The 21,847-nt window shown below is 71.3% G+C and carries 20 protein-coding genes; 13 read left to right on the top strand and 7 right to left on the bottom strand.

What is annotated here, in order from left to right:
• Positions 1 to 43 precede the first annotated feature (43 nt).
• The 4 genes from ABZ463_RS35240 to ABZ463_RS35225 form a co-directional block, all read right to left on the bottom strand.
• Entirely contained in the window at positions 44 to 1,129 is a 1,086-nt protein-coding gene (locus ABZ463_RS35240) for an amidohydrolase family protein (protein ID WP_362783090.1), read from the bottom strand.
• Positions 1,126 to 2,424 (bottom strand): alpha-galactosidase, encoded by a 1,299-nt coding sequence (melA, locus tag ABZ463_RS35235; protein WP_362783087.1) that lies wholly within the window; start codon positions 2,422 to 2,424, stop codon positions 1,126 to 1,128. The genes ABZ463_RS35240 and melA overlap by 4 nt, the downstream gene beginning before the upstream one ends.
• Before the next feature lie 74 nt (positions 2,425 to 2,498).
• Positions 2,499 to 3,434, bottom strand: coding sequence for an alcohol dehydrogenase catalytic domain-containing protein (locus ABZ463_RS35230; protein ID WP_362783084.1), 936 nt, complete (start codon positions 3,432 to 3,434; stop codon positions 2,499 to 2,501).
• Between the two features lie 91 nt (positions 3,435 to 3,525).
• The gene (locus ABZ463_RS35225; RefSeq protein WP_362783082.1) at positions 3,526 to 4,359 is read right to left on the bottom strand and encodes a fumarylacetoacetate hydrolase family protein; all 834 of its coding nucleotides are present in this window, start codon (positions 4,357 to 4,359) and stop codon (positions 3,526 to 3,528) included.
• Positions 4,360 to 4,608: 249 nt separating this feature from the next.
• Here ABZ463_RS35225 and ABZ463_RS35220 point away from each other — a divergent pair, with 249 nt between their 5' ends.
• From ABZ463_RS35220 to ABZ463_RS35195, 6 genes are all read left to right on the top strand, one after another.
• The gene (locus tag ABZ463_RS35220) at positions 4,609 to 5,706 is read left to right on the top strand and encodes an alanine racemase (protein WP_362783080.1); all 1,098 of its coding nucleotides are present in this window, start codon (positions 4,609 to 4,611) and stop codon (positions 5,704 to 5,706) included.
• A 28-nt stretch (positions 5,707 to 5,734) separates the two neighbouring features.
• Complete coding sequence (locus ABZ463_RS35215) at positions 5,735 to 6,499, top strand: SDR family oxidoreductase (RefSeq protein ID WP_362783077.1); 765 nt, start codon at positions 5,735 to 5,737, stop codon at positions 6,497 to 6,499.
• A gap of 25 nt (positions 6,500 to 6,524) precedes the next feature.
• Positions 6,525 to 7,907: an FAD-linked oxidase C-terminal domain-containing protein gene (locus tag ABZ463_RS35210; protein ID WP_362783074.1), complete on the top strand. Its 1,383-nt coding sequence runs from the start codon at positions 6,525 to 6,527 to the stop codon at positions 7,905 to 7,907.
• A gap of 62 nt (positions 7,908 to 7,969) precedes the next feature.
• On the top strand, positions 7,970 to 9,139 hold the full coding sequence (locus tag ABZ463_RS35205) for a (Fe-S)-binding protein (RefSeq protein ID WP_362783071.1): 1,170 nt from the start codon (positions 7,970 to 7,972) through the stop codon (positions 9,137 to 9,139).
• Between the two features lie 29 nt (positions 9,140 to 9,168).
• Complete coding sequence (locus tag ABZ463_RS35200) at positions 9,169 to 10,464, top strand: endonuclease Q family protein (RefSeq protein WP_362783068.1); 1,296 nt, start codon at positions 9,169 to 9,171, stop codon at positions 10,462 to 10,464.
• A 183-nt stretch (positions 10,465 to 10,647) separates the two neighbouring features.
• A complete protein-coding gene (locus tag ABZ463_RS35195) occupies positions 10,648 to 11,055 on the top strand; it encodes an NUDIX domain-containing protein (protein ID WP_362783066.1) in 408 nt (135 codons plus the stop codon).
• A 77-nt stretch (positions 11,056 to 11,132) separates the two neighbouring features.
• Here ABZ463_RS35195 and ABZ463_RS35190 read toward each other — a convergent pair whose 3' ends face one another.
• A complete protein-coding gene (locus tag ABZ463_RS35190; RefSeq protein ID WP_362783064.1) occupies positions 11,133 to 11,501 on the bottom strand; it encodes a hypothetical protein in 369 nt (122 codons plus the stop codon).
• 636 nt (positions 11,502 to 12,137) lie between these two features.
• Here ABZ463_RS35190 and ABZ463_RS35185 point away from each other — a divergent pair.
• Genes ABZ463_RS35185 through ABZ463_RS35165 form a run of 5 tightly spaced genes read left to right on the top strand, consistent with a single transcriptional unit; the run spans position 12,138 to position 19,854 of the window.
• Complete coding sequence (locus ABZ463_RS35185; protein ID WP_352015841.1) at positions 12,138 to 12,650, top strand: hypothetical protein; 513 nt, start codon at positions 12,138 to 12,140, stop codon at positions 12,648 to 12,650.
• Positions 12,616 to 14,259 carry a SulP family inorganic anion transporter gene (locus ABZ463_RS35180; RefSeq protein WP_362783060.1) on the top strand — a complete coding sequence of 548 codons (1,644 nt, stop codon included), beginning with the start codon at positions 12,616 to 12,618 and terminating at the stop codon, positions 14,257 to 14,259. The genes ABZ463_RS35185 and ABZ463_RS35180 overlap by 35 nt, the downstream gene beginning before the upstream one ends.
• Positions 14,256 to 17,231 carry a DUF2309 domain-containing protein gene (locus ABZ463_RS35175; RefSeq protein ID WP_362783057.1) on the top strand — a complete coding sequence of 992 codons (2,976 nt, stop codon included), beginning with the start codon at positions 14,256 to 14,258 and terminating at the stop codon, positions 17,229 to 17,231. The genes ABZ463_RS35180 and ABZ463_RS35175 overlap by 4 nt, the downstream gene beginning before the upstream one ends.
• On the top strand, positions 17,228 to 18,586 hold the full coding sequence (locus tag ABZ463_RS35170; protein WP_362783054.1) for a proton-conducting transporter membrane subunit: 1,359 nt from the start codon (positions 17,228 to 17,230) through the stop codon (positions 18,584 to 18,586). The genes ABZ463_RS35175 and ABZ463_RS35170 overlap by 4 nt, the downstream gene beginning before the upstream one ends.
• Positions 18,583 to 19,854, top strand: a complete 1,272-nt coding sequence (locus ABZ463_RS35165) for a proton-conducting transporter membrane subunit (protein ID WP_362783050.1) — start codon at positions 18,583 to 18,585, stop codon at positions 19,852 to 19,854. Before ABZ463_RS35170 ends, ABZ463_RS35165 begins: the two co-directional genes overlap by 4 nt.
• 162 nt (positions 19,855 to 20,016) lie before the next feature.
• On the opposite strand, the gene ABZ463_RS35160 is transcribed toward ABZ463_RS35165, so the two are convergent.
• A complete protein-coding gene (locus ABZ463_RS35160) occupies positions 20,017 to 20,184 on the bottom strand; it encodes a DUF3073 domain-containing protein (protein ID WP_352015836.1) in 168 nt (55 codons plus the stop codon).
• A gap of 351 nt (positions 20,185 to 20,535) precedes the next feature.
• On the opposite strand from ABZ463_RS35160, the gene ABZ463_RS35155 reads away from it, so the two are divergent.
• A complete protein-coding gene (locus tag ABZ463_RS35155; RefSeq protein ID WP_352015835.1) occupies positions 20,536 to 20,877 on the top strand; it encodes a metalloregulator ArsR/SmtB family transcription factor in 342 nt (113 codons plus the stop codon).
• Positions 20,878 to 20,956: 79 nt separating this feature from the next.
• Positions 20,957 to 21,334, top strand: a complete 378-nt coding sequence (locus tag ABZ463_RS35150; RefSeq protein ID WP_352015834.1) for a hypothetical protein — start codon at positions 20,957 to 20,959, stop codon at positions 21,332 to 21,334.
• Positions 21,335 to 21,419: 85 nt separating this feature from the next.
• Here ABZ463_RS35150 and ABZ463_RS35145 read toward each other — a convergent pair whose 3' ends face one another.
• Entirely contained in the window at positions 21,420 to 21,668 is a 249-nt protein-coding gene (locus ABZ463_RS35145; protein WP_362783047.1) for a BldC family transcriptional regulator, read from the bottom strand.
• Positions 21,669 to 21,847: the final 179 nt, after the last annotated feature.

The following is a 21,847-nucleotide window of genomic DNA, read 5'->3' as shown; positions in this document are numbered from 1 at the left end:
CTGTTGTCGGCCGTCCCTCCGCTGCGGGGGGACGGCCGGTCCCTCAGTCCCGTGTCACGGTGACCACCTCCGGGCGGGGGTCGAGTCTCGGTACGAGCCTGAGCGCGTTGCCCGCGTAGACCCCGGTGAGGACGTCGTCGGGCAGGTCGAGGCCGGAGATCGTCCAGCGGCCCATCGGCGGCGGGTCCTCCAGGGAGTGGGCGAAGGCCTCGTCCGCGGTCTCCATGAAGCGGAAGTGGATGCGGTAGACCTCCGGGTCCGGTGGGATCTCGTCGGTGCCGAACAGCACCCGGTCGGGGTGGCTCGTGATCAGCGCGCGGGCCGCCCGCGGGGCCCTGCCCAGCTCGGCGACGCGGGCGGCGATGTCGATGTGGAAGTTGAGGTGCTCGTCGAGCATGCGCCCGACCCAGCCGAGGTTCTCCGGCCAGCATCCGGCGTGCACCCCGATCACGGTCGTCGCCGGGTGGTCGGCGACCATCGCCTCCATGGCCTCCATCAGCCGCTCGAACGGCGGGAACTCAGGGCCCGAGAACGCCCAGTCGGGGCGGGCGGTCAGCTGTTCGAGGCGCTCGTTGCGTTCGTCGACCGGCTCGAAGAAGGCGACGGGGTCGGCGGTGTGCAGGGCGATGGGGATGCCCAGCTCGCCCGCGGCGGCCCACAGGGGGCCGAGCCGTACGTCGTCGAGCATGAGCAGCTCACCGCGGTGGTCGCGTACGTGCAGGCCGAGGTCCTTCCAGACCTTCAGGCCGGCCGCGCCCTCGGCGACCGAGGCGCGCAGCTGGGCGGCCAGCCGTTCACCGAAGCCGGGTTCGGCGGCCTGCGACCAGTCGACGTGGCAGAAGGTGGCGAACCTGCCGGGGTGGGCGGCGTCGTAGCGCTCGATGTTCTCGGCCAGCTCCCTGCCCCATCGGCCGTCGAGGTTGACCATGCCGCGCACGTTGAGCGCGTCCATCGTGTCCAGCAGCGCGGGCACGTCCCCGACCATCCAGCCACCGTCGTCGGTGAGCCAGCGGCCGAGGTGGACGTGCGCGTCAACGACGGGCGTTTTGGCCCGCTCGACGTGGGTGACCGGGACCCTGAGCCGGGAGATCGGGCGGTAACGCGACAGCGGGATGTCGGGCGTGCTCACGGCCGGTCCCTGACGCCCTCGGGCAGCAGGTCGCCGTGGGCGGCGATCAGCTCGTCAACCAGCTCGCGGATCCGGGAGACCGGCAGGCTGGCGGCGGTGTTCGGGTCGAGCAGGGCCGCCTGGTAGACGTGGTCACGGCGGCCTTCGAGGGCGGCCCGCACGGTCAGTTCGCTGACGTTGAGCGTGACCCGGTTGAGCGCGGCGAGTTGGGCGGGCAGCTCACCGATCCTGGTCGGTCTCACCCCCGAGCGGTCGACGTGGCAGGGGACCTCGACGCAGGCGTCCTCGGGGAGGTTGGAGATGAGGCCGCCGTTGCGGACGTTGCCGTGGATGAGCCTGGGGGTCCCGGTCTCGATGGAGTGGATGGCCAGCGAGGCCAGTTCCTCACCGCGCTGGATGGTCACGCCCCGGCCCGCGTCGAGGGAGCGCCTCTGCTCCTCGTACTCGGTGAAGCCGTCGGCCAGCCAGTCGAGGTAGACGCCCACCGGGATGCGGTAGTGCTCGATCTGGTCGGGCCTGGAGAGGAACCAGGGGAGGTACTCCGCGCCGTGCTCACTCGACTCCGTAGGGAAATAACCGAAATTTCGGTAAATCTCCACGCGGACCCTGCGGCGCAGCTCCGGATCAGCCTCGATGAGCCGGTCCAGACGACGGTAGAGATTTTCCCCGTCCCGTTCGAAGCGCAGCACGAACGCCTGGTGGTTGACCCCGGCCGTGAGGAAGGAGACCTCCTCCTCGGGCACGCCGACCATCCTGGCCAGGGTCCGCTGGGTGTCGCGGGCGGCGTGGCAGACGCCGACCACGTTGCGGAACGGCGTGCCCGCGTAGACCGCCCACGGGATCATCGACATCGGGTTGGTGTAGGTGAACAGCGTCGCGTCCGGCGCCAACTCCGCCAGGTCGTTGCCCAGACCCACCATCACCGGGATCGTGCGCAGCGCGCGGAAGACGCCGCCGATCCCGAGGGTGTCGGCGATCGTCTGGCGCACGCCGTACCGGGCGGGGATGTCGAAGTCGCGGCGCACGGCGGCCATGCCCCCGACGGCGATCTCATTGATGACGTGGTCGGCGCCGTCGAGCGCGGCGCGGCGGTCGAGGTGGGCCTCGACCCTGGCGCCGATCCCGAGCTCCCCGACCATCCAGGTGGCCATGGCCTCGGCCGTCGCGAGCCGCTCGGCGTCGATGTCGTGCAGCACGACCGTCGATTCGGCGAGTTCGGGGAAGGTCAGGATGTCGGAGAGCAGGTTCTTGGCGAAGGTGATGCTTCCGGCGCCCACCAGGACGATCCGGGCCATGGGGTACCTCGATTCAGGGGGCTTCGGTGGGGTTTCGACGGGGGCGCCACAGGGCTCAGAGGTTTCCCCGGGGTTCAGGGAGCCAGCAGGGCCTTGACGGGGGTCGCGCGGCCGTTCATCAGCGCGGTGAAGACCTCGGCGCCCTCGGCGAGCGGGAAGGTCGAGACCCAGCTCAGGTCCCAGCCCCCGACCAGCTCGACCGCCTCGGCGAAGTCAGCGTCGCGGTAGGCGAAGGAGCCGGTCACCCGCTTCTCCCCGCGCACGAGGTCGGCGGCGTCGAACCCGGAGACCGGGTCGGCGAGCCCCAGCCACACCGCGATCCCACCGGGACGCAGCCGGGCGAGCGACTGCTCGTGGGTGGCCGCCGCGCCGACCGCGTCGAAGATCACGTCGTACTCCCCGGTCAGCTCGGCGACGGCCGCGTCCGCCCCGAGCCCGGCCGCCACCGCCCTGCGGCTGTCGGAGCGGTCGGCGATCTCCACCCGGCCCGCTCCCCCGGACACGGCCACCTGCAGGCAGGCCAGTCCGATCGCGCCCGCGCCGATGACCCCGACCCGCGCCCCCCTCGGGGTCCCGGCCAGTGCCCAGGCGTGTACGGCGTTGGCCACCGGCTCCACGACCCCGGCCGCCGTCCAGTCGAGCCCCTCGGGCAGCGCGACCAGTGCGCTTTCCGGTACGGCGACGCGCTCGGCGAACCCTCCCGGGGTGTGCACGCCGACGATCCGCCGCTTCCTGCACACGTTGCGCAGGCCCAGCGCGCACACGTCACACTCCCCGCACGACAGGATCGGGTTGACGATGACGGGCCGTCCCTCGTCGGTACGGCCCGCGAACTCGTGGCCCATCACCAGCGGCGGCACCCGGAAGCCCGGTGTCCTGACGCCGTGCAGCTCGCTGCCGCAGATGCCGGAGGTGACCACGTGCACCAGCACGTCGCCGGGACCCGGCTCCGGCTCGGGCACCTCGCGCATCTCGACGGTGCCGGGGCCGGTGAACACCAGGGCCTTCACCGTGGGCCGCCGGGGGTCGAATGTGCCTGTCTCACGGAAACTCCTGTATGGGGGATTTTTCGGGAAATTTGGGGGTTTTGCGGGGGGAGGGTCATCGGCGGCCGACGACGGGGTTGCGCAGGGTGCCGATGCCCTCGACGCTCACCTCGACGACGTCTCCCGGCCTGAGCGAGCGGCGGGGGGTCATGAACTCGCCGCATCCCCACGGGGTGCCGGTCAGCACCACGTCGCCGGGTTCGAGGGTGAAGGCGCGCGAGCAGTACGCCAGCAGTTCGGCGACGCCGAAGAGCATCTCGGCTGTGGTCGAGTCCTGGACGGTCTCCCCGTTGACGACGGTCCTGAGCGCCAGCGCCTGGGGGTCGTCGATCTCGTCGGGGGTCACGATGACCGGGCCGAGCGGGCAGAAGGTGTCGAGGTTCTTGCCCCTGGTCCACTGGCCGTCGGCGAACTGCAGGTCACGGGCGGAGACGTCGTTGGCCACGGTGTATCCCGCGATCCCCGCCAGGGCCTCCTTCTCGTCGGCGTGCCTGAGCGGGGAGCCGATGACGGCGGCCAGCTCGACCTCCCAGTCCACCCGTTCCGTCAGCTCGTCGTCGACGACGATCTCCTCGCCGGGACCGATCACGCTCGACGGGAACTTGGCGAACATCAGCGGGCGCTCGGGCCTGTCCATCCCGGCCTCACGGATGTGGTCCAGGTAGTTCAGCCCGATCGCCACGATCTTGCCGGGGCGCAGCGGCGCCACGGGGACGGCGCCCTCGATCGGCTCGGTCGCCGAGGCGGCCAGGCGCGCGACCTCCCCGGCCCCGGCCGCGAGGACGGCCTCAAGCGGCGTGCCCGCCGGGACCCCCGGCGCGTACCAGCGCCCCTCGCGCTCAACCGCGGCGAACCGGTCCTCCCCGACCCGCACCGTGCCAAGCCTCACAACTTTCTCCATTCCGTATCGCAGAATGCTATTCCGAACATGCGACAGCAGAACATCCGGACGAACGCGCTGTCAAGTGTTCGACGGAACCTTCCTGACCATCCCCGCGACCTCGGACTTCTCCCCGGCCACAACCCCTTCCCTCTGGGAGATTCCGATCGTATTCCGTATAACGGAATCCTAGACCGCATTGTGGAACTATGCTACGTTGACCGGAATCGCCGTACAGCCGGGAGGGGCGGTCAAGCGATGTATCCAGAAATCGACACTCCGGCGCTGGTCATCGACCTCGACGTGGTCCGGGCCAACGTGACGGAGATGGCCAAGGTGGCCATGACGAACGACGTCGGGCTCAGGCCGCACATCAAGACCCACAAGATCCCAGAGCTGGCCCGCATGCAGATCGAGGCGGGCGCCGTCGGCATCACCTGCGCCAAGCTCGGCGAGGCCGAGGTGATGGCCGACGCCGGGATCGACGACATCCTGCTCGCCTATCCGATCTGGGGCGAACCCAAGCTGCGCCGCCTGGCCGCGCTGCGTGAACGCGCCCGGGTGCGGGTCAGCCTCGACTCACCCGACGTCGCCGCGGGACTGGGCAGGCTGGGACTCCGCACGAGCTCCCCGGTCGAGGTCCTCGTCGAGGTGGACACCGGCATGCACCGGCTCGGCCGTCCGCCGGGCCGTCAGACCGCCGACCTGGTCGCGGAGATCGCCGCGATCCCCGGCGTCGAGGTCGTCGGCCTGCTCACCCTGGCCGGGCACGCCTACCGCTCCCGCTCGTGGGAGGAACTGCTGGAGATCTCCCGCCGAGAGGGCGAGGACCTGGTCGCGACCGCCGAGCTGTGCGCCCGTGAGGGCGTCGAGCTGCGCGAGATCAGCGTCGGCTCGACGCCAACCGCCCGCTACGCCGCCGAGGTCCCCGGGGTGACCGAGATCAGGCCGGGCACCTACATCTTCAACGACACCACGATGATGCGGCTCGGCGTGGCCACCGAGGAGACCACGGGCGCCAGGGTGCTGGCCACGGTCGTCGGCCGCCCCTCCCCCGAGCGGGTCGTGCTCGACGCCGGGACCAAGTGCCTCACCTCGGACGGCCTCGGCTCTCCCGGCTGGATCTCCGCGGTCGGCCTGCCGTACCTGCACATGGAGTTCCTCAACGAGGAGCACGGGGTGGCGCATCTCGAACCGGGGCACGCCAACTACGGCGAGCTGCCCGTGGGCAGCCGGGTGCGGCTCGTCCCGAGCCACGCCTGCCCGGTGCTCAACCTCTTCGACGTCGCGCACGTCGTCGAGGACGGCGAGGTCGTCACCGAGCTGCGCGTCGCCGCCCGCGGCGCCGTGCGATGACAGCCGTGAGAGACGAAATGGGGAGAAGATGCGCGGCCTGACCGGGAAAAGAGTGCTGATCAGCGGGGGCAGCAGCGGCATCGGCGCCGCCACCGCCCGCAGGTTCCTCCAGGAGGGGTCCCGGGTCTTCGTCGGCGGTCTCGACGCCGACGAGGTCGAGCGGACCGTGGCCGAGCTGGCCCCGCTCGGCGAGATCGGCGGCCTGGCGGGGGACGTCGCCACGGAGGCCGACGTGAACCGGCTGGTCGAGGCGGCCGTCACGGCCCTCGGCGGCCTCGACGTGCTGGTCAACAACGCGGGTACCGCCTGGCGCGAGCCGTTCCTCGACATCACCAGGCGACACTGGGACCGGATCATGGCCGTGAACCTCGGCGGCATGTTCCAGGTCGCCCAGACCGTGGCCAGACACCTGGTCGCGCAGGGCACCGGCGGGGTCATCGTCAACATGTCCTCGACCAACGGGATCGGCGGCGAGGCCGACTACGCCCACTACAACGCGTCGAAGGGCGGGGTGCTGCTGCTCACCAGGACCATGGCCGTCGAGCTGGGCAGGTACGGCATCCGCGTCAACGCGCTGTGCCCCGGCTACATCCAGACCCCGCTGAACGCGGAGATCTCGGCCGGTCTGGCCGACGACTTCGTCTCCGCCTACGAGCGCGACCACATCCCGCTCGGCCGGGCGGGACTGCCCGAGGAGGTCGCCGCCGGATACGCCTTCCTGGCCTCCGACGACGCCGCGTTCGTCCACGGCACCGAGCTGGTGATCGACGGCGGCCAGCTGGCGATCATGTGACCCGCCCTACCGGAGGGAGACTTCCATGAGGATCGACGCCGCCGTGCTGCGTGAGCTGCGCGCGATCGTCGGCGCGGGCCACGTCCGCGACGCCGACGGGGACGTGGCGGCCTACGCCAGGGACGCCACCCCGCTGTTCTCCGCCATGCCCGGCGCCGTCGTCCACCCCGGCTCGGCCGAGGAGGTCGCCGCGGTGCTCAAACTGGCCTGCGCGCACGGTGTGCCGGTCGTCCCCAGGGGCGCCGGGTCCAACCTGTGCGCGGCGACCGTCCCGCTCAGCGGCGGCATCGTCCTGGTCCTGACCAGGCTCGACCGCATCCTGGAGATCAGCGCCGACGAACTCCTCGCCGTCGTCCAGCCCGGCGTCACCTCGGCCGAACTCGCCGACGCCGCCGCCGCGCACGGCCTGCTGTACGCGCCCGACCCCGGCAGCAGGACGGTCGCGACCGTCGGCGGCACCATCGCCACCTGCGCCGGCGGCCTGCGCGGCCTGAAGTACGGCGTGACCCGCAACCACGTCCTCGGGCTTGAGGCCGTACTGCCGACCGGGGAGATCGTCCGCACCGGCGGGCGGCTGTGGAAGGACGTCGCGGGCTACGACCTGACCCGCCTGCTCACCGGCTCAGAGGGCACGCTCGGCGTGATCACCGAGGCGACGGTCGCGCTCACCCCCGCGCCGGAGACCACCGGGACCGGGTTGGCCTACTTCGCCACCCTGGCCGACGCGGGACGGGCCGTGGCCCGGATCATCGGCTCGGGGATCGTCCCGGCGACGCTGGAGTTCCTCGACGCCAAGTGCGTCGCCGCCGTCGAGGACTACGCCGGGCTCGGCCTCAGGCGGGACGCGGGCGCGCTGCTGCTGTTCGGCGACGACGGCGCCGCCGCACCGGTCGCCGACCACCTGGCCAGGATGGCGGAGATCTGCCTCGGCGAAGGGGCGACGGAGGCCGTCGTCGCGGGCGCGGCGGCCGAGTCCGAGGCGCTGCTCGCCGCGCGGCGGTGCGCGCTGCCCGCGCTCTCCCGCCTCGGCTCGGTCACGATCCTTGAGGACGCCAGCGTGCCCAGGCCGCGCATCGCCGAGATGGTCGACCGCGTCGACGCCCTGGCCGTACGGCACGGCCTCACGATCGCGACCTTCGGCCACGCCGGGGACGGCAACCTGCACCCGACCTGCGTGATCGACGCGGGCGACACCGACGCGGCCGAACGCGCCCACCACGCCTTCGCCGACATCTTCCGCGCCGCGATGGAGCTGGGTGGCACCATCACCGGCGAACACGGCGTCGGCGCGGCCAAGCTGCCCTACCTGGCCGAACGGCTCGGCGAGGACCAGATGGCACTGCTGCGCAGGATCAAGGCCGCCTTCGACCCCGCGGGCATCCTCAACCCGGGAAAGCTCGGCTCGTGAACCGGAAACCCAGCCCGTGCCCCTCAGGAAAGCTCAGCCCGTGAACCAGGGAGGCTCGGCCCGTGAGCACCACACCGTCTCCTGACCCGTCGGCCCGGGGTGTCTTCACCCCCGAACTGCTCGACCGCTGCATCTCCTGCGGCTTCTGCCTGCCCGCCTGCCCGACGTACGCGCTCACCAAGGACGAGACGTCCTCCCCCCGGGGCCGGATCACCCTGATGCGCGCCCTTGAGGAGGGCACACTGCCGGAGAACGACCTGCGCCTTCAGGAGGAGTCGAGCTTCTGCCTCGGCTGCCGGGCCTGCGAGACCGTCTGTCCCGCGGGGGTCGAGTACGGCGCGCTCCTTGAGGAGTGGCGCGACCACCAGTGGCGGGGGCCGGGACGTCCGCTGATCGTCAGGCTGCTGACGTTCGCGGTGAACTCGCGCCTGAGGGTGTGGCTGCTCGGCCTGTTCCGCCGCCACGCCCGGACCAGGCCCTCACCCGAGGGGCCCCACCTGATGCTCGGCTGCTTCGAACGGGCCCTGTATCCCAAGGTGAGCAGGGCCGCCCGCGCCCTTCTGCCCGAGCTCTCCGCCCCGGCCTCGCAGGGGTGCTGCGGAGCGCTGCACGCGCACAACGGCGACTCGGCCAGGGGCCGGGAACTGGCCGTCGAACTGGGCGAACGACTGCCCGGGGTGATCGTCACCACCTCGGGCGGCTGCGCGGCCCACCTCGCCGACGTGCTCGGCAGAGACAGGGTCAGGGAGATCTCCGAGTACCTGACCGCCACCTCCGAGACGACCCCCGAACCGAGCACGGGCCGTCCTTCCGCGGACCGCACTTCTGCGGGCCGTACCGGAACGGATGGCACGCCTGAGGAGCCGTCGAGGCCGGGGATACGCATCGCGTTGCAGGACTCCTGTCACCTGCGCAACGGCCTGGGGGTCTGGCGTGAGCCCAGGGAGCTGCTGGGCCGGATCGGCGAGTACGTCGAGCTGCCCTCCGCCGGGACCTGCTGCGGGGCGGCCGGCAGCTACGCCCTGGTCAGGCCCAAGGACAGCCGCAGGGTCCTGGACGCCAAACTCGACGAGATCGAGGCGGCCGGGGTGGACTACGTGGCCGTGGTCAACCCCGGCTGCTACCGCCAGCTCGACCAGGGACTACGCCGCAGAGGATCGAAGGTGCGGACCGTACACCTGGCGGAACTGGCGGCGGATCTTCCCTCCGGGCACGACCCCCGCACGGATTAGCGGGGCCTTTCCATGGAAAAGTGTCTGGAATGCGCTTCCATGCGGATCTGCACATCCACTCGAAGTACTCACGGGCGTGCAGCAGGGACAGCGACCTGGCGCATCTGACCAGGTGGGCGCGGCACAAGGGTGTCACGCTGATGGGGACGGGCGACTTCACGCATCCGTCCTGGTTCGCGCTGCTGCGCGAGGGGCTCGTACCCGCCGAGCCGGGTCTGTTCCGGCTGCGTGACGACCTCGACCGGGAGGTCGCCAGGACGCTGCCGTCCTCGGTCGCCTCGGCCCCGGTGCGGTTCATGCTCACCGTCGAGGTGTCCACGGTCTACCGGCGTGGCGGCCGTACCCGCAAGCTCCACCACCTGGTCAACGTGCCGGGCTTCGAGGCGGCCGAGACGTTCAACCGTGAGCTGGGCAAGGTCGGCGACCTGGGCGCCGACGGCAGGCCGACGCTCGGCCTCGACTCCCGCGACCTGCTGGAGATCGCCCTGAACAGCGGCGAGGGGTCCTACCTGGTCCCGGCCCACGTCTGGACGCCGTGGTTCGGGGTCTTCGGCTCCAAGTCGGGGTTCGACACGGTCGAGGAGTGCTACGGCGACCTGTCCGGGCACATCTTCGCGCTGGAGACCGGCCTGTCGAGCGACCCGGAGATGAACCGGCGGGTCTCCATGCTGGACGCCTACCGCCTGGTCAGCTACTCGGACGCGCACTCGCCGCCCAGGATCGGCCGGGAGACCACGGTGCTCGACACCGATCTCGACTACTTCGCGGTGCTGGACGCGCTGCGGACCGGCGCGGGCTACGAGGGGACGGTCGAGTTCTTCCCCGAGGAGGGCCGCTACCACCTGGACGGGCACCGTAAGTGCGGCGTCAGGTTGGAGCCCGAGGAGACGCGCCGCCTCGGCGGGATCTGCCCGGTGTGCGGCAAACCGCTCACGGTCGGCGTGCTGAGTCGCGTCGAGGACCTGGCCGACCGTTCCGAGGGCGTACGGCCCGCGGGCGACGTCTCCGTCTCCGAGGAGCTCGTCCCGCTGCCGGAGATCGTAGGCGAGATCCTGGGTGTCGGGCCGGGCAGCAAGAAGGTCGCCGGGGAGGCCGACCGGCTGGTCGCCGCCCTCGGCCCCGAACTGCGGATCCTCCAGGAGGTGCCGGTCGGCGACCTGGAGGCCCGGCTCCCCAGGCTCGGGGAGGCGATCGGCAGGCTGCGCCGGGGCGAGGTCATCAGGGAGCCGGGGTTCGACGGCGAGTACGGCGTGATCCGCCTGTTCTCCCCCGGCGAGCGGGAGGCACCGACCCTCTTCGACACCCCGGCCGACGACACGGATTAGCACCGCCGGCCGCGCCGTCCCGTCGTCACCGCCGTACGACCGTCAGGGCTGAACGCCACCGGCCCGGCCGCGTCGGCCGACTTTCGTGAGGCCGTGCCGGGCCGCGATGGCGGAGGGTGGATCTCCCCCGGTATCGGTGATGAGGTGGAAGATCCACACCGTCACCGTCGAAAGGACCGTCCCGTGATCGACGCCGAGACCGGCTGGTACTTCATGCACGCCTCGATCAAGGCCGTGGTGCTGGTGGACGGCGGTGTCCTGCTCTGCCGGAACCCCCGGGACAAATGGGAGCTCCCCGGCGGGTGGCCGGACAGGGAGGACGACACCCTGGCCGAGGTCGTCAGGCGCGAGGTCCGCGAGGAGAGCGGCCTCGACGTGGTCGTCGGCCCCGTCGTCGGCGCGGAGATCATGAGCATCGGGAAGTCGAAGGTGCTCATCGTGGCGGTGCGCGCCACGGTCGACGGCTCCGCCTCGCTCCAGGTCAGTGAGGAGCACAGCGCCCTGCGTTTCTTCCCTGTGGACGAGCTCCCTGAGGATCTGGAGAACGGCTACGCCGACCTGATCGGCAAGGCCGTCGCCTTCCCCGCCTGAGCCGTACGGCTCGGCGAGAACGCGGGGCCCGGCCGGAGACGCCCCTGGGACTCCGGCCGGGCGGTGTGCCGTCGTGGTCAGCAGTTCTTGATCGACCGCGGGTACGGCGCGAAGGCCCTGATGGGGTACGTGGCGGTCCACGTCACCGTGGAGCCCCCCGGGATGGTCCTGCAGGGCAGGTCACGGGCCCAGCGGATGTCGACCTTCTTGCGTGAGGTGCGGGAGCCGCAGTTCGCCCAGGTGATCCGGTAGGTACGGGTGTGCCTGCCGTACCTGTGCGTGTCCTTGTGGGTGATCGTTCCACCGCAGTCGGAGGCGGCCACCGCGGTGGGCGCCTGAGGGACCCGCGCCTGGGCCGCGTTCGCCGGGCCGACCGCCGTGAGCAGCCCGGCCGCCGCGACGGCCGCCACGGCGGTCACTCTCAGAGAGGAGCTTGGTGCGCGCATGTTCGGCTCTCCTTGTCGGAAGCGGAATGACACGGGCACCGTAGGCCGGGGGGCGTTGAGGATTCGTTGAGGATTCGTCGGGCCCGACGTCCCCGTCTCCGGACGCGCACCGGACGGCGGCGCGCAGGAGAACGACCGGCGCGTTCCCTATAAGGAACCCAACATTCTTCCCATGTTAGGGAAACGCGTTATGGCACACGAAATTACGGCATTCATCGTATAGAAAAGACGATGTTAGGTATTTGGGTTATAGCCGGGCATCACAGCGAATGCCGATATCCGTGTAGAGAAAACAGCGATCCCGCAGCCCTTCCGATAACGCTTTGGTAACGTTTCCCTGTTCACGACCTGCGGCGTTTACAGAAAGTCATAGTGACATTGACCGGGAGAATTTCCGGTAACCGGCAGATCATCGCAGCTAGAGTACGGTCGCGTGCGCCGCGAAGCCACGGATGGAGAGTGAACAACCACTCTTCGTAGGTCTTGACCGATTTAATCCTTTTCTGGATCAATCATGAGGCTTCATCCCGACCCATATCGTGGCCCGGAGCCAAAGTGACCCCGCCATCCCTCGACCGGCCGAATGCCCCTTTTGTCAGGGCATCATCCCGGCATGGGCGGAAACTGCTCCGTGCGGTGGGGGCGGCGCTCGCGGTCGTGATGGCGATGACGTCATGGGTCGAGACGATCGCCCCGGCCAGGGCCTTTTCCGTGGCCTGCGCGGACACGCGCCATCACCACCACCACGAAGAGCTCGACCGCACCAGGGCCGTCCCACCGACCCCGGTGCGAGGCCCGATCAGCGGGACGGCCATGGGAAGCCTCGATTCCCCGGTCGCCACCGCCTTCGGCGACGAGCACGACACCTTCGGCAACGACTCGCGTGAGGTCAAGGACGACTTCACCGACAGTGAGACCACCGACTCCCGTTCTCCGGTACGCGACGTCACCGTCGCGATCCACCAGGAGCGGCCGTCGGAGACGATCCTCGAAACGAGCGTGGCCCGCGGTCCCCCCGTGCGCCCAGGACGCCTGCGAGCAGGCGTTTCCCGTGCGCACGACCTCCGGCCGAACACGGCCGGAGCAGACCGCCCACGCCCTTGTGAGGATCTCAGTGACGTCAGAACAGCACGGCCTGAAGGCCCATGACGACTTAGCCACCGCGCCCCGCCGCGGCGCCTTCCAGACGGCCGACGTCAAGTCCGGCTTCCTGGTCTTTCTCATCGCGCTCCCGCTCTGCCTGGGGATCGCGCTGGCCAGCGGGTTCCCGCCGGTCGCCGGTGTCCTGACGGCGATCGTCGGCGGTGTGCTGGTCAGCCTGCTCGGCAGCGCGCCCCTGACCATCAAGGGCCCCGCCGCGGGCCTGATCGTGATCGCGCTCGGCGCGGTCCAGGAACTCGGCGGAGGCGACCTCGCGGTCGGCTACCGGCGGGCGCTGGCCGTCGGCGTCGTCGCCGCGGTCGTCCAGATCGCCTTCGCGCTGTGCCGGGTGGCCACCGTCGGCATCGCCATGTCCCCCTCGGTCGTGCACGGCATGCTCGCCGCGATCGGGATCATCATCATCTCCAAGCAGGCCCACGTCGCGCTCGGCGTCAAGCCGGAGAGCAAGGAGACCCTCGGCCTGATCGCGGAGATCCCGCACAGCGTCGCCAGTGCCAACCCCCGCGTCCTGCTGCTCGGCGTGCTCGGCCTGCTGATCATGTTCGGCATGCCGCTGATCAGGGCCAGGTGGGCCAGGGCCGTACCCGCGCCGCTGGTCGTGCTCGCCGTGACCGTGCCGGTCGCGCTGTGGTTCCACGTCGGCGTCCCGCACGACTACCGGTTCATGACCACGACCTACCACCTCGGCCCCGAGTTCCTCGTCCGGCTCCCCGGCACCCTGCTCGACGCCGTGGCCTTCCCCGACTTCTCGGTGATCCTCAGCGGGACGTCGCTGAAGTACGTGGTGATGTTCGCCCTGATCGGCACCATCGAGTCGACGCTGACCGTGCTGGCGGTCGACTCCATGGACCCCGAGAGGCGTTCCTCCGACCTCAACCGCGACCTGCTCGCCCTCGGCGGCGGCAACCTCGTCTCCGCGCTGATCGGCGGCCTGCCGATGATCTCGGAGATCGTCCGCAGCCGGGCCAACATCGACGCGGGCGCCGTCTCCCGGGGGTCCAACTTCTTCCACGGCGTCTTCCTGCTGCTGTTCGTCGCCCTGGCGCCGGGCCTGCTGCAGACCATCCCGCTGGCGGTGCTGGCCGCCATGCTCGTCTACACCGGCACCAGGCTCGCCTCCCCCCGCGAGTTCGCCCACGCCCGCGAGGTCGGCCTCGACCAGCTCGCCCTGTTCCTGACCACCATGTTCGTCACGCTCGCCACCGACCTGCTCATGGGCGTCGCGGCCGGTCTCGCCCTGAAGATCGTGCTGCACCTGGTCCGCGGGGTGCCGCCGGTGGCCTTCCTGCGGCCCCGCGCCGTGGCCGTCCGTTCGGGGAGCGTGCTGAACGTCCGCGTCCCCGCAGCCGCCGTCTTCACCGCCCTGCTGCCGCTGCGCCGTACGGTCAACGGGGCCACCAAGGACGACACGGGGGACGGCGGCGTCACCGAGGTCGTCGTGGACGTGACGGACGCGACGCTCGTCGACCACACCTTCCTTTCCGGGCTGGCCACGATGTCACGTGAGTGGCGGGCCACCCTCACCCTGCGCGGGCTCGACGGGCTCGTCCCCGTCTCCGCCCACCCGCAGGCGACCAGACGCCGGAGGCGAGCATGACCCATCTGGACATCGCCGCGGCCCCCGGACGTGGGGACCGCGTCACGGACGTCACCGAGCTGGTCGAACGGGCGGCGAGGCTGCTGCCCGAGCAGGCTCCGTTGCAGACGTTCGTCCACCACAACACCCTGCACGCCTTCGAGCACCTGCCCTTCGACGAGGCCGTCGTCAGCGCGGCGCGGGTGTTCGGCACCGAGCCGTTCCAGAGTGAGGCGGCCTTCCGGGACCACGTCGGCTCCGGACGGATCCGTCCCTCGGACATCGACGCGGTCGCCGAGGCCGAGGCACCCGGCGGTGCCCCGATCGTGCCGGGCGGGCCGACGCGGGCGCGCTTCCTCGCCCTGCGGCTGCGGAACCTGTTCGAGATCCCCAGCGGCGCCGCGCTCGACTGGCTGCTCCTGGAGACCGACGCCCGAACCCGCCTCAGCGACCTTCTCGACCCCCGGCGACGCGCCGAGCTGCTCGCGCAGGCCGGCCGCGACTGGACCACGACGCCCGAACAGACTGCGCGGGCCTCGCAGGCGCGGCTTCTCGACACCCTGTGGAACGGCTTGGCCGCGGCGGCTCCGACGGTGCCCGGCGCGGGCGCTCCCCCGGCGCGCGGGCGGGACCGGATCCTCGCCGAGACCGGGACCGACACCGACGAACTGGTGCACCCGCTGCTGATCCGGCTGTCGGCGGCCTTCCTCGACCAGGGAATCGCCTACTGGCCGATGCCCGAGCGCGAACTGGGCTTCCTGCGCGCCTTCCGCCGCCTGTACGGCCAGGCCGGCGGCCCGCCCGACCGGTTCCTGCGGGGTCTCGGCACCGAGCTGAGACGGCAGGAGGCCGAGGGCTGGACGGCCGAGCGGACGGTCGTCTGGGCCCTGGACGAGCTGGCCGTACCCGAGGAGGCCCGGGGCGCCGCGATCGAGACGACGCTGCTGTCGCTGCGCGGCTGGGCGGGCATGATGCGTCAGTTCGAGCACCGGCCCGACCTGGCGCCGGTCGAGGCGCGTGCGGCACGGCTGCTCGACTACCTGGCCGTCCAGCTCGTCCTGGACGTCCAGGCCGCACGGCACGTCATGCGGAACCACCCCGGCGGGCCCGCCACGGCCGACCGGACGACGGTACGGCCCGGCCTCGAACTGGTCTACGAGGCGTTCGTCCTGGCACAGCTGATGCCCGTGGACGTCACGGTCCTCGCCAGGCCGGAGCACGCCGCCGCCTGGCTCGGGGCGGTCGCCGCCTGCGACGAGACCGAACGGCGCCGTCTGCTGCACCTGGCCTACGAACGGCGGCACCGGGTCGGGGCGCTCGACGCGCTCGACGCCCACCGGCGGTTCACGGCCGGAACCGAGGCGCCGCCCGTCACGATGCAGGCCGTGTTCTGCATCGACGAGCGGGAGGAGTCGCTGCGCAGACACCTTGAGGAGCACTTCCCGCAGGCCAGGACCTACGGCTACGCCGGTTTCTTCGGAGTGGCCATGACCTACCTCGGGACGGGCGAGGTGCGCCCGCGCCCGCTGTGCCCGGTCGTCGTCACCCCGACGCACCTGGTCGTCGAGGAACCCGCAGAGTCCCGCACGCCACGGCAGCCGGGTTCACGACACGGCCGGGGCGGGCTGAGCCTGGGCCTGGCCGTGGGCAGCAGGACCCTGGCGCGCGGCAGCGTGATCTCCCTCGGCCTCGGGGCGACCCAGGTCGTCACGCTGGTCGGCCGCTGCCTGTTCCCGCGCCGGTTCCACCGCTGGTCCCGGCGCCTGGACCACGACCCCGGCGGCGGGGCCGTGACCAGGCTGGCGATCGAGCGGGCCCCCGGCGCCGTGGAGACCGAGGACGGCCTGCGGCGGGGGTACTCCGTGCCGGAGATGACGCAGGTCGTCTCCTCCGCCCTGCGGACGACCGGGCTCGGCCGTGAACTGGCGCCCGTCGTGCTGATCGTCGGTCACGGCTCCTCAAGCCTCAACAACCCGCACGAGTCGGCGCACGACTGCGGGGCGACCGGCGGCGGGCGCGGCGGCCCCAACGCGCGCGCGTTCGCGGCGATGGCCAACCACCCGGGAGTGCGCGCCGGGCTGCGTGACCTGGGCCTGGACATCCCGGACGGCACCTGGTTCGTCGGGGCGTACCACAACACCTGCGACGACTCCATGACCTACTACGACGAGGACCTCGTCCCCGAGCGGTCGAGACACGCGGTCGAGGAGGCGAAGCGGATCATGGCGCGGGCGTGCGTCCTGGACGCGCACGAACGCTGCCGGAGGTTCGAGTCGGCCCCCCTCGACCTGCCGCTCGACGCGGCGCTGGCCCACGTCGAGAGTCACACCGTCGACCTGGGCCAGCCCAGGCCCGAGTACGGCCACGCCACGAACGCGATCGGCGTCGTCGGGCGCAGGTCGCGCACCCGGGGGCTCTTCCTCGACCGGCGGGCCTTCCTCGTCTCCTACGACCCGGAGGGCGACCCGTCGGGGGACCTGCTGACGAACCTGCTGCTCGCGGCGGGACCGGTCTGCGCGGGCATCAACCTGGAGTACTACTTCAGCTACGTCGACCCGGCGGGGTACGGGTGCGGCACGAAACTGCCGCACAACATCGTCGGCCTGCTCGGCGTCATGGACGGCCACGCCTCCGACCTGCGCACGGGCCTGCCCTGGCAGATGGTCGAGATCCACGAGCCGGTACGGCTGCTGCTCGTCGTCGAGACCGAGCCCGAGCGGCTGGCCGCGATCGTGGGGGCGCACGCCGTACTGGAGCGGCTCGTGAGCAACGGGTGGATCCAGCTCGTCGCGTGGAGCCCGTCGTCGGACGCGATGCACGTCTTCGAGCGGGGCGGCTTCGTGCCGTACGTCCCCGAGGGGGAGGCCCTCCCCACGGTGCACCGCTCTGCGCAGTTCTACGCGGGCAGGCGGGAGCACCTGGGGTTCGCCCACGTGACGGCGGCCCTCGATACGGCACCGCAGCCGGAGCTGGTCGGAGAGGAGGCGTCGTGAACGACACCCTCCAGCGGTTTCTGCTGCTCTCGGTCGCCGGGTTCCCGCTCGGGGCGTTCGCCCTGATGGCGGTGTTCGCCTGGCAGGGGCGGCGGCGGGTCGAGCGGGCCGTCTCGACGGCCGTCGCGCTGGCCTTCGGGCTGGCGACGGCCGCCGCGCTCACGCTGGCCTGCGTCATGGTCGGCGAGGGGCGGACGTTGGTGACGGTGCCCGTCGGCACCTGGTTCGGCAGCGGGGAGTCGGAGTTCCACCTGCTGCTCGTCGGCGACCGGCTCTCGCTGCCCTTCGCGATCCTGGCCGCGCTGCTGTGCGGCCTGATCGGCGTCTTCTCCCGGCGCTACCTGCACCGGGAGCCCGGCTACCTGCGCTTCTACATGCTGCTGGCGCTGTTCGGCGCGGGCGTCGAGCTGGTGGCCCTCGCGGGCGCCCTCGAACTGTCCCTCGTCGGCTGGGAGCTGGCCGGGCTGTCCTCGGCGTTGCTGATTGCGTTCTTCCACGAGCGCAGGAGGCCGGTCGAGCACGGGCTGCGGGCCTTCCTCGTCTACCGGGCGTGTGACGTGGGCCTGCTGGTCGCGGTGGTGTGGCTGCACCACGCCACCGGCTCGTCGAGCGTGGCCGGGGTCAACGGCGGTGGGTGGGCGCTCTTCCTTCCTCCCACGTCGAGCGGGGACGCGCTCGTGGTCGGCCTGGCGTTGCTGTGGGCCTCGATGGGCAAGGCCGCCCAGGTCCCGCTCGGCGGCTGGCTGCCCCGCGCCATGGAGGGGCCGACGCCGTCGAGCGCCGTCTTCTACGGCGCGATCTCCGTCAGCATGGGGCCGTACCTCCTGCTGCGCACCGAGTCGGCCTGGTCGGGGGCGCCGGGGGTGCGGGCGGCGATCGTGGTGGTCGGCGCGCTGACCGCCGTGCACGCCACCCTGGTCGGCCGTACCCAGACCGACATCAAGAGCACACTGGCCTACGCCTCGATGACCCAGATCGGGGTGGTTTTGGTCGAGGTCGGGTTCGGGCTGCGGTACCTCGCGCTGGCGCACCTGGTCGCGCACGCCGCTTTGCGCACCGCCCAGATCCTGCGCTCGCCGAGCCTGATCCACGACCACCACCACCTCGAACAGGCGCTGGGCGCGCCGCTGCCGCCGACGGGAAGGCACCTGGACCGGCTCGTCCCGGCGGGCCCGCGGGCGTGGCTGTACCGCTACGCGCTCGAACGCGGCTACTTCGACGCGTGGCTGCGCGACCACCTGGTCGGCGGGCTGGCGCGCCTGGTCAGGCGGGCCGAGTCGCTGGACGACCGGTGGGCGCGGCTGCTGAGCGCCGGTGACACCACCGTTCCCGTGAGAGAGGGGCGCACGTCATGATCACCTTTGTCCCCTCGCTGGTCGCGGTGCTGTTCCTGGTGTCCTCCGTGGTCGTCGCCCGGGTGGCCGACCGGCAGGCCGCCCGCCGTACCGCGGTGACCTGCGCGTCGGCCGCGACGGCGCTGTCCGTCGTACTGCCCTGGTCGGGAGGGTTCGTCCCGTTCCTCTCCGGTGAACACGCCCCGCTGCCGGAGGGCACGACCAGGCTCGTCGTCGTCGCGACGTGCGCGGCGGGCCTGCTGGTCGTCGCGATGAGCCCGCTGGCCTCCCACCCGCCCGCGACGCTGGCCAGGATCCTGCGGCTGCTCGCGGTCTCCTGCGGCTTCGTGGCCGTACGGCACCAGGCGGTCGACGTCGTGCTGTGGGCTCTGTCGGCCTGGCTGGTGTGGGCCGGGTTGCGCGGCGGCGAGGGAAGCCGGGGCGGCGACCGGCTCGACCGGCTCTTCGCCGCCTACCACCTGCCCGGCGTCCTGCTCTTCGGGGTGGGCACCGCGTTGTCGGCCACCGGCTGGCGGACGGCGGGCGGCGTCCTCGTGGTGCTCGCGATCATGGCCAGGTTCGCGGTCGTCCCGCTGCACAGCTGGTATCCCCGCTTCGTCGAGCGGGTCCCGCTGGGGGTCGTGGTCGTCTTCCACACCGCGCCCCTCGGCCTGCTCGCCCAGCTCGACCTGCCGGTTCCGCTCGCCCACGACGTGGCGCTGCTCGGCGGCGCGACCGCCGTCGTGGCCGCGCTGTTCGGAGTGGTCCAGGGAAAGGCGAGGCGCGCGCTGGCCTTCCTGACGATGAGCCAGACCGGGCTGGTGACGTGCGGGCTCGGCGGTTCGCCGGAGGCGGTCTCCGGGGCGGTGCTGACCTGGGAGGCCTCCGCGCTGGCCGTCTCCGGGCTCGCCATGACGCTGGCCGCCCTTGAGGCGCGGCGCGGCACGCTGTCGCTGCGCGCGCCGAGCGGGAACTTCGCCAGGACCCCCCGGCTGGCCGTGGCGTTCCTGCTGTGCGGGCTCGCCACGGTCGGCTTCCCGCTCTCCCTGGGGTTCGTGGGCGGCCACCTGCTGATCCACGGCTCGGTCACCGGGTCACCGGTCGTCTGGCTCGCGCTGGCCGGGGCCGTCGGCGTCAACGGCATGACCGTGATGCGGTGCTTCTTCGCGCTGTTCGCGGGCAGCCGTACGCACTCGGGGGAACGTGACCTCGTCCCGCTTGAGACGTACGCGCTGACGATCGCGATCGGCGCGCTGCTGGTCGGAGGCCTCTTCCCGATGACCCCCTGACCCCACGGAATCCGAAGGACCGGCCGCCGGACTCCGGCGGCCGGTCATATAAGGCTCCGTCGCGCCACACGGTCTCGTTCGTGTCGTACGGCTGCGCCAACGCGGTAAGACCTCGTGTGGCTTCACCGGCACCGTACGGCTCGGCGATCCGGCGCGGGGAACCTACCGGTTGGGAAGCTCCTCCACGGGCTCTTCCGTCCGGTCCTCCTTCGCAGAGCCCCCGGTCGCGCTGAGTTCCTCACGCAGCCGGTTGAAGTCAATCCCGTGGCTGCTGTACTTCAGCTCGCGCGCCACCTTCGTCTGCTTCGCCTTGGCTCGACCCCGCCCCATTGGCTGTACTCCCTCACACGGCCGTGCTGACCTACTGTCACCGTCGCGTCGCCGGCGAATCCAGCCTGGCGCGGCAGGTCAGGCTGTGTTCGCCGGTACCTGTACCCAGCGACGCCCTACCCCATCCTCGTATCGACCGGGATCGGGTCTGCCGAGCGGCGTTGGGGAACAGAACACGGCCTCATCCTACCTAGAAACCTGACGATTTGAACAATTATGCAATTTGCCAGATTATAAGTGTCTTGTGTTCCTCGATTGGATCCAGCAGGAGGTCATCGGTCCACGAGAAGTGGGCGGCGTCAACGCGTTCGCGGCCAGGCCGCGGGCACACGCCGACGGGGCGTCCTGATCATGCCCGCGCCGCTCTACCAGGTCAAGGCCGACCTCTTCCGCACGCTGGGGCACCCGCTCCGCATCCGGGTTCTGGAGCTGCTGCAACGCGGCCCGCTGCCCGTCCGTGACCTCCTGGTCGAACTCGACATCGAGGCCTCCAACCTGTCCCAACAGCTGGCCGTACTGCGCCGCGCCGGGATCGTGAACGCCACCCGTGACGGGGCGACCGTCGTGTACGCGCTCTCGACCCCCGACCTGGCCGACCTGATGGTGGCCACCCGCAGGATCCTGGCGAACCTGCTGGCCGACCGGGACGAGTTGCTGGCCGAACTCCGCGATCCCGACAAACCCATTCCCTGACGCTCCCGACTTCGGCCATGATCGATCCGCGGGCGGCATCCCGCCCGCGGGCAGCCGATCAGAGCACAGGAGCGCCGTCATGGACCCAACCGTACTCACCGCGATCGTCACCGCCCTCGTCGGTGGCGCGGCGGGTGAGGTAGGCAAGAGCGCCTGGACCTCGCTGGTCACCCTGGCCAGGAACCGCTTCGGCGGCGACTCCGGCGAGGTCGCCGCCCTTGAGGCGGCCCCCGGCGGCACCACCGGGCAGGCCGAGGAGATCACCGGCATCCTCATCGACCGCGCCACGGCCGACCCCGCCTTCGCCGACGAGCTGGCCGCCTGGGCACAGGAGACGGCCAAGGTCGTACGGCAGAGCCACGACGTCTCCAACACCATCGGCGGCGACGCCACGATCCACGGGACGGTCATCCAGGCCGGCGACGTGTTCGGCTCGATCAACCTGGGCCCGCGCTGACGGGTTCCCCGCCCGGCCTCGACCGGGCGGGGAGACTGTTTCGGCGACGTTCACAGGGCGGCCAGCTGGTTCCTCTGTTCGCCCTTCATCGATCCCGGCCTCCTGAACGGCCGTCAGGGGGGTTGAGAAGGGCGTCGATGTCGCTCTGGCGGTAGCGGCGTTGGTTGCTGGGGGTCCTGACCGAGGGGATGCGCCCGGTGAGCGCCCACCGGTTGACGGTCTTGGGGTCGACCCCGAAGACGCGGGCCACCTCGCCGGGGGTGAGGAGGCGTTCTGTGGTGTCGGGGCCGGTGGTGAAGGTGCCATCCGGTGCGACGGCCTTGAGGGGGGACAAGGAGCTTCTCCTTCATTGGCGGAGGGTGTGCGGGCTGGGCTTCTGATCGCTTGGGTTGTGAGACTCAGTGGGGGTCCGGAGTTCATGACTTTGTCGGGGTGAGGGGGCGGGTGCCCGGCCCCGAGCCGGGGAGCACGACGGCCGGGCACCCTGGAGGAGGACCGGCCCCGCGTGTGGGG

It is taken from the genome of Streptosporangium sp. NPDC020145 (genome assembly GCF_040631275.1).
Taxonomy (GTDB): Bacteria; Actinomycetota; Actinomycetes; order Streptosporangiales; family Streptosporangiaceae; genus Streptosporangium.
This window is presented reverse-complemented; position numbering and strand designations above follow the sequence as displayed.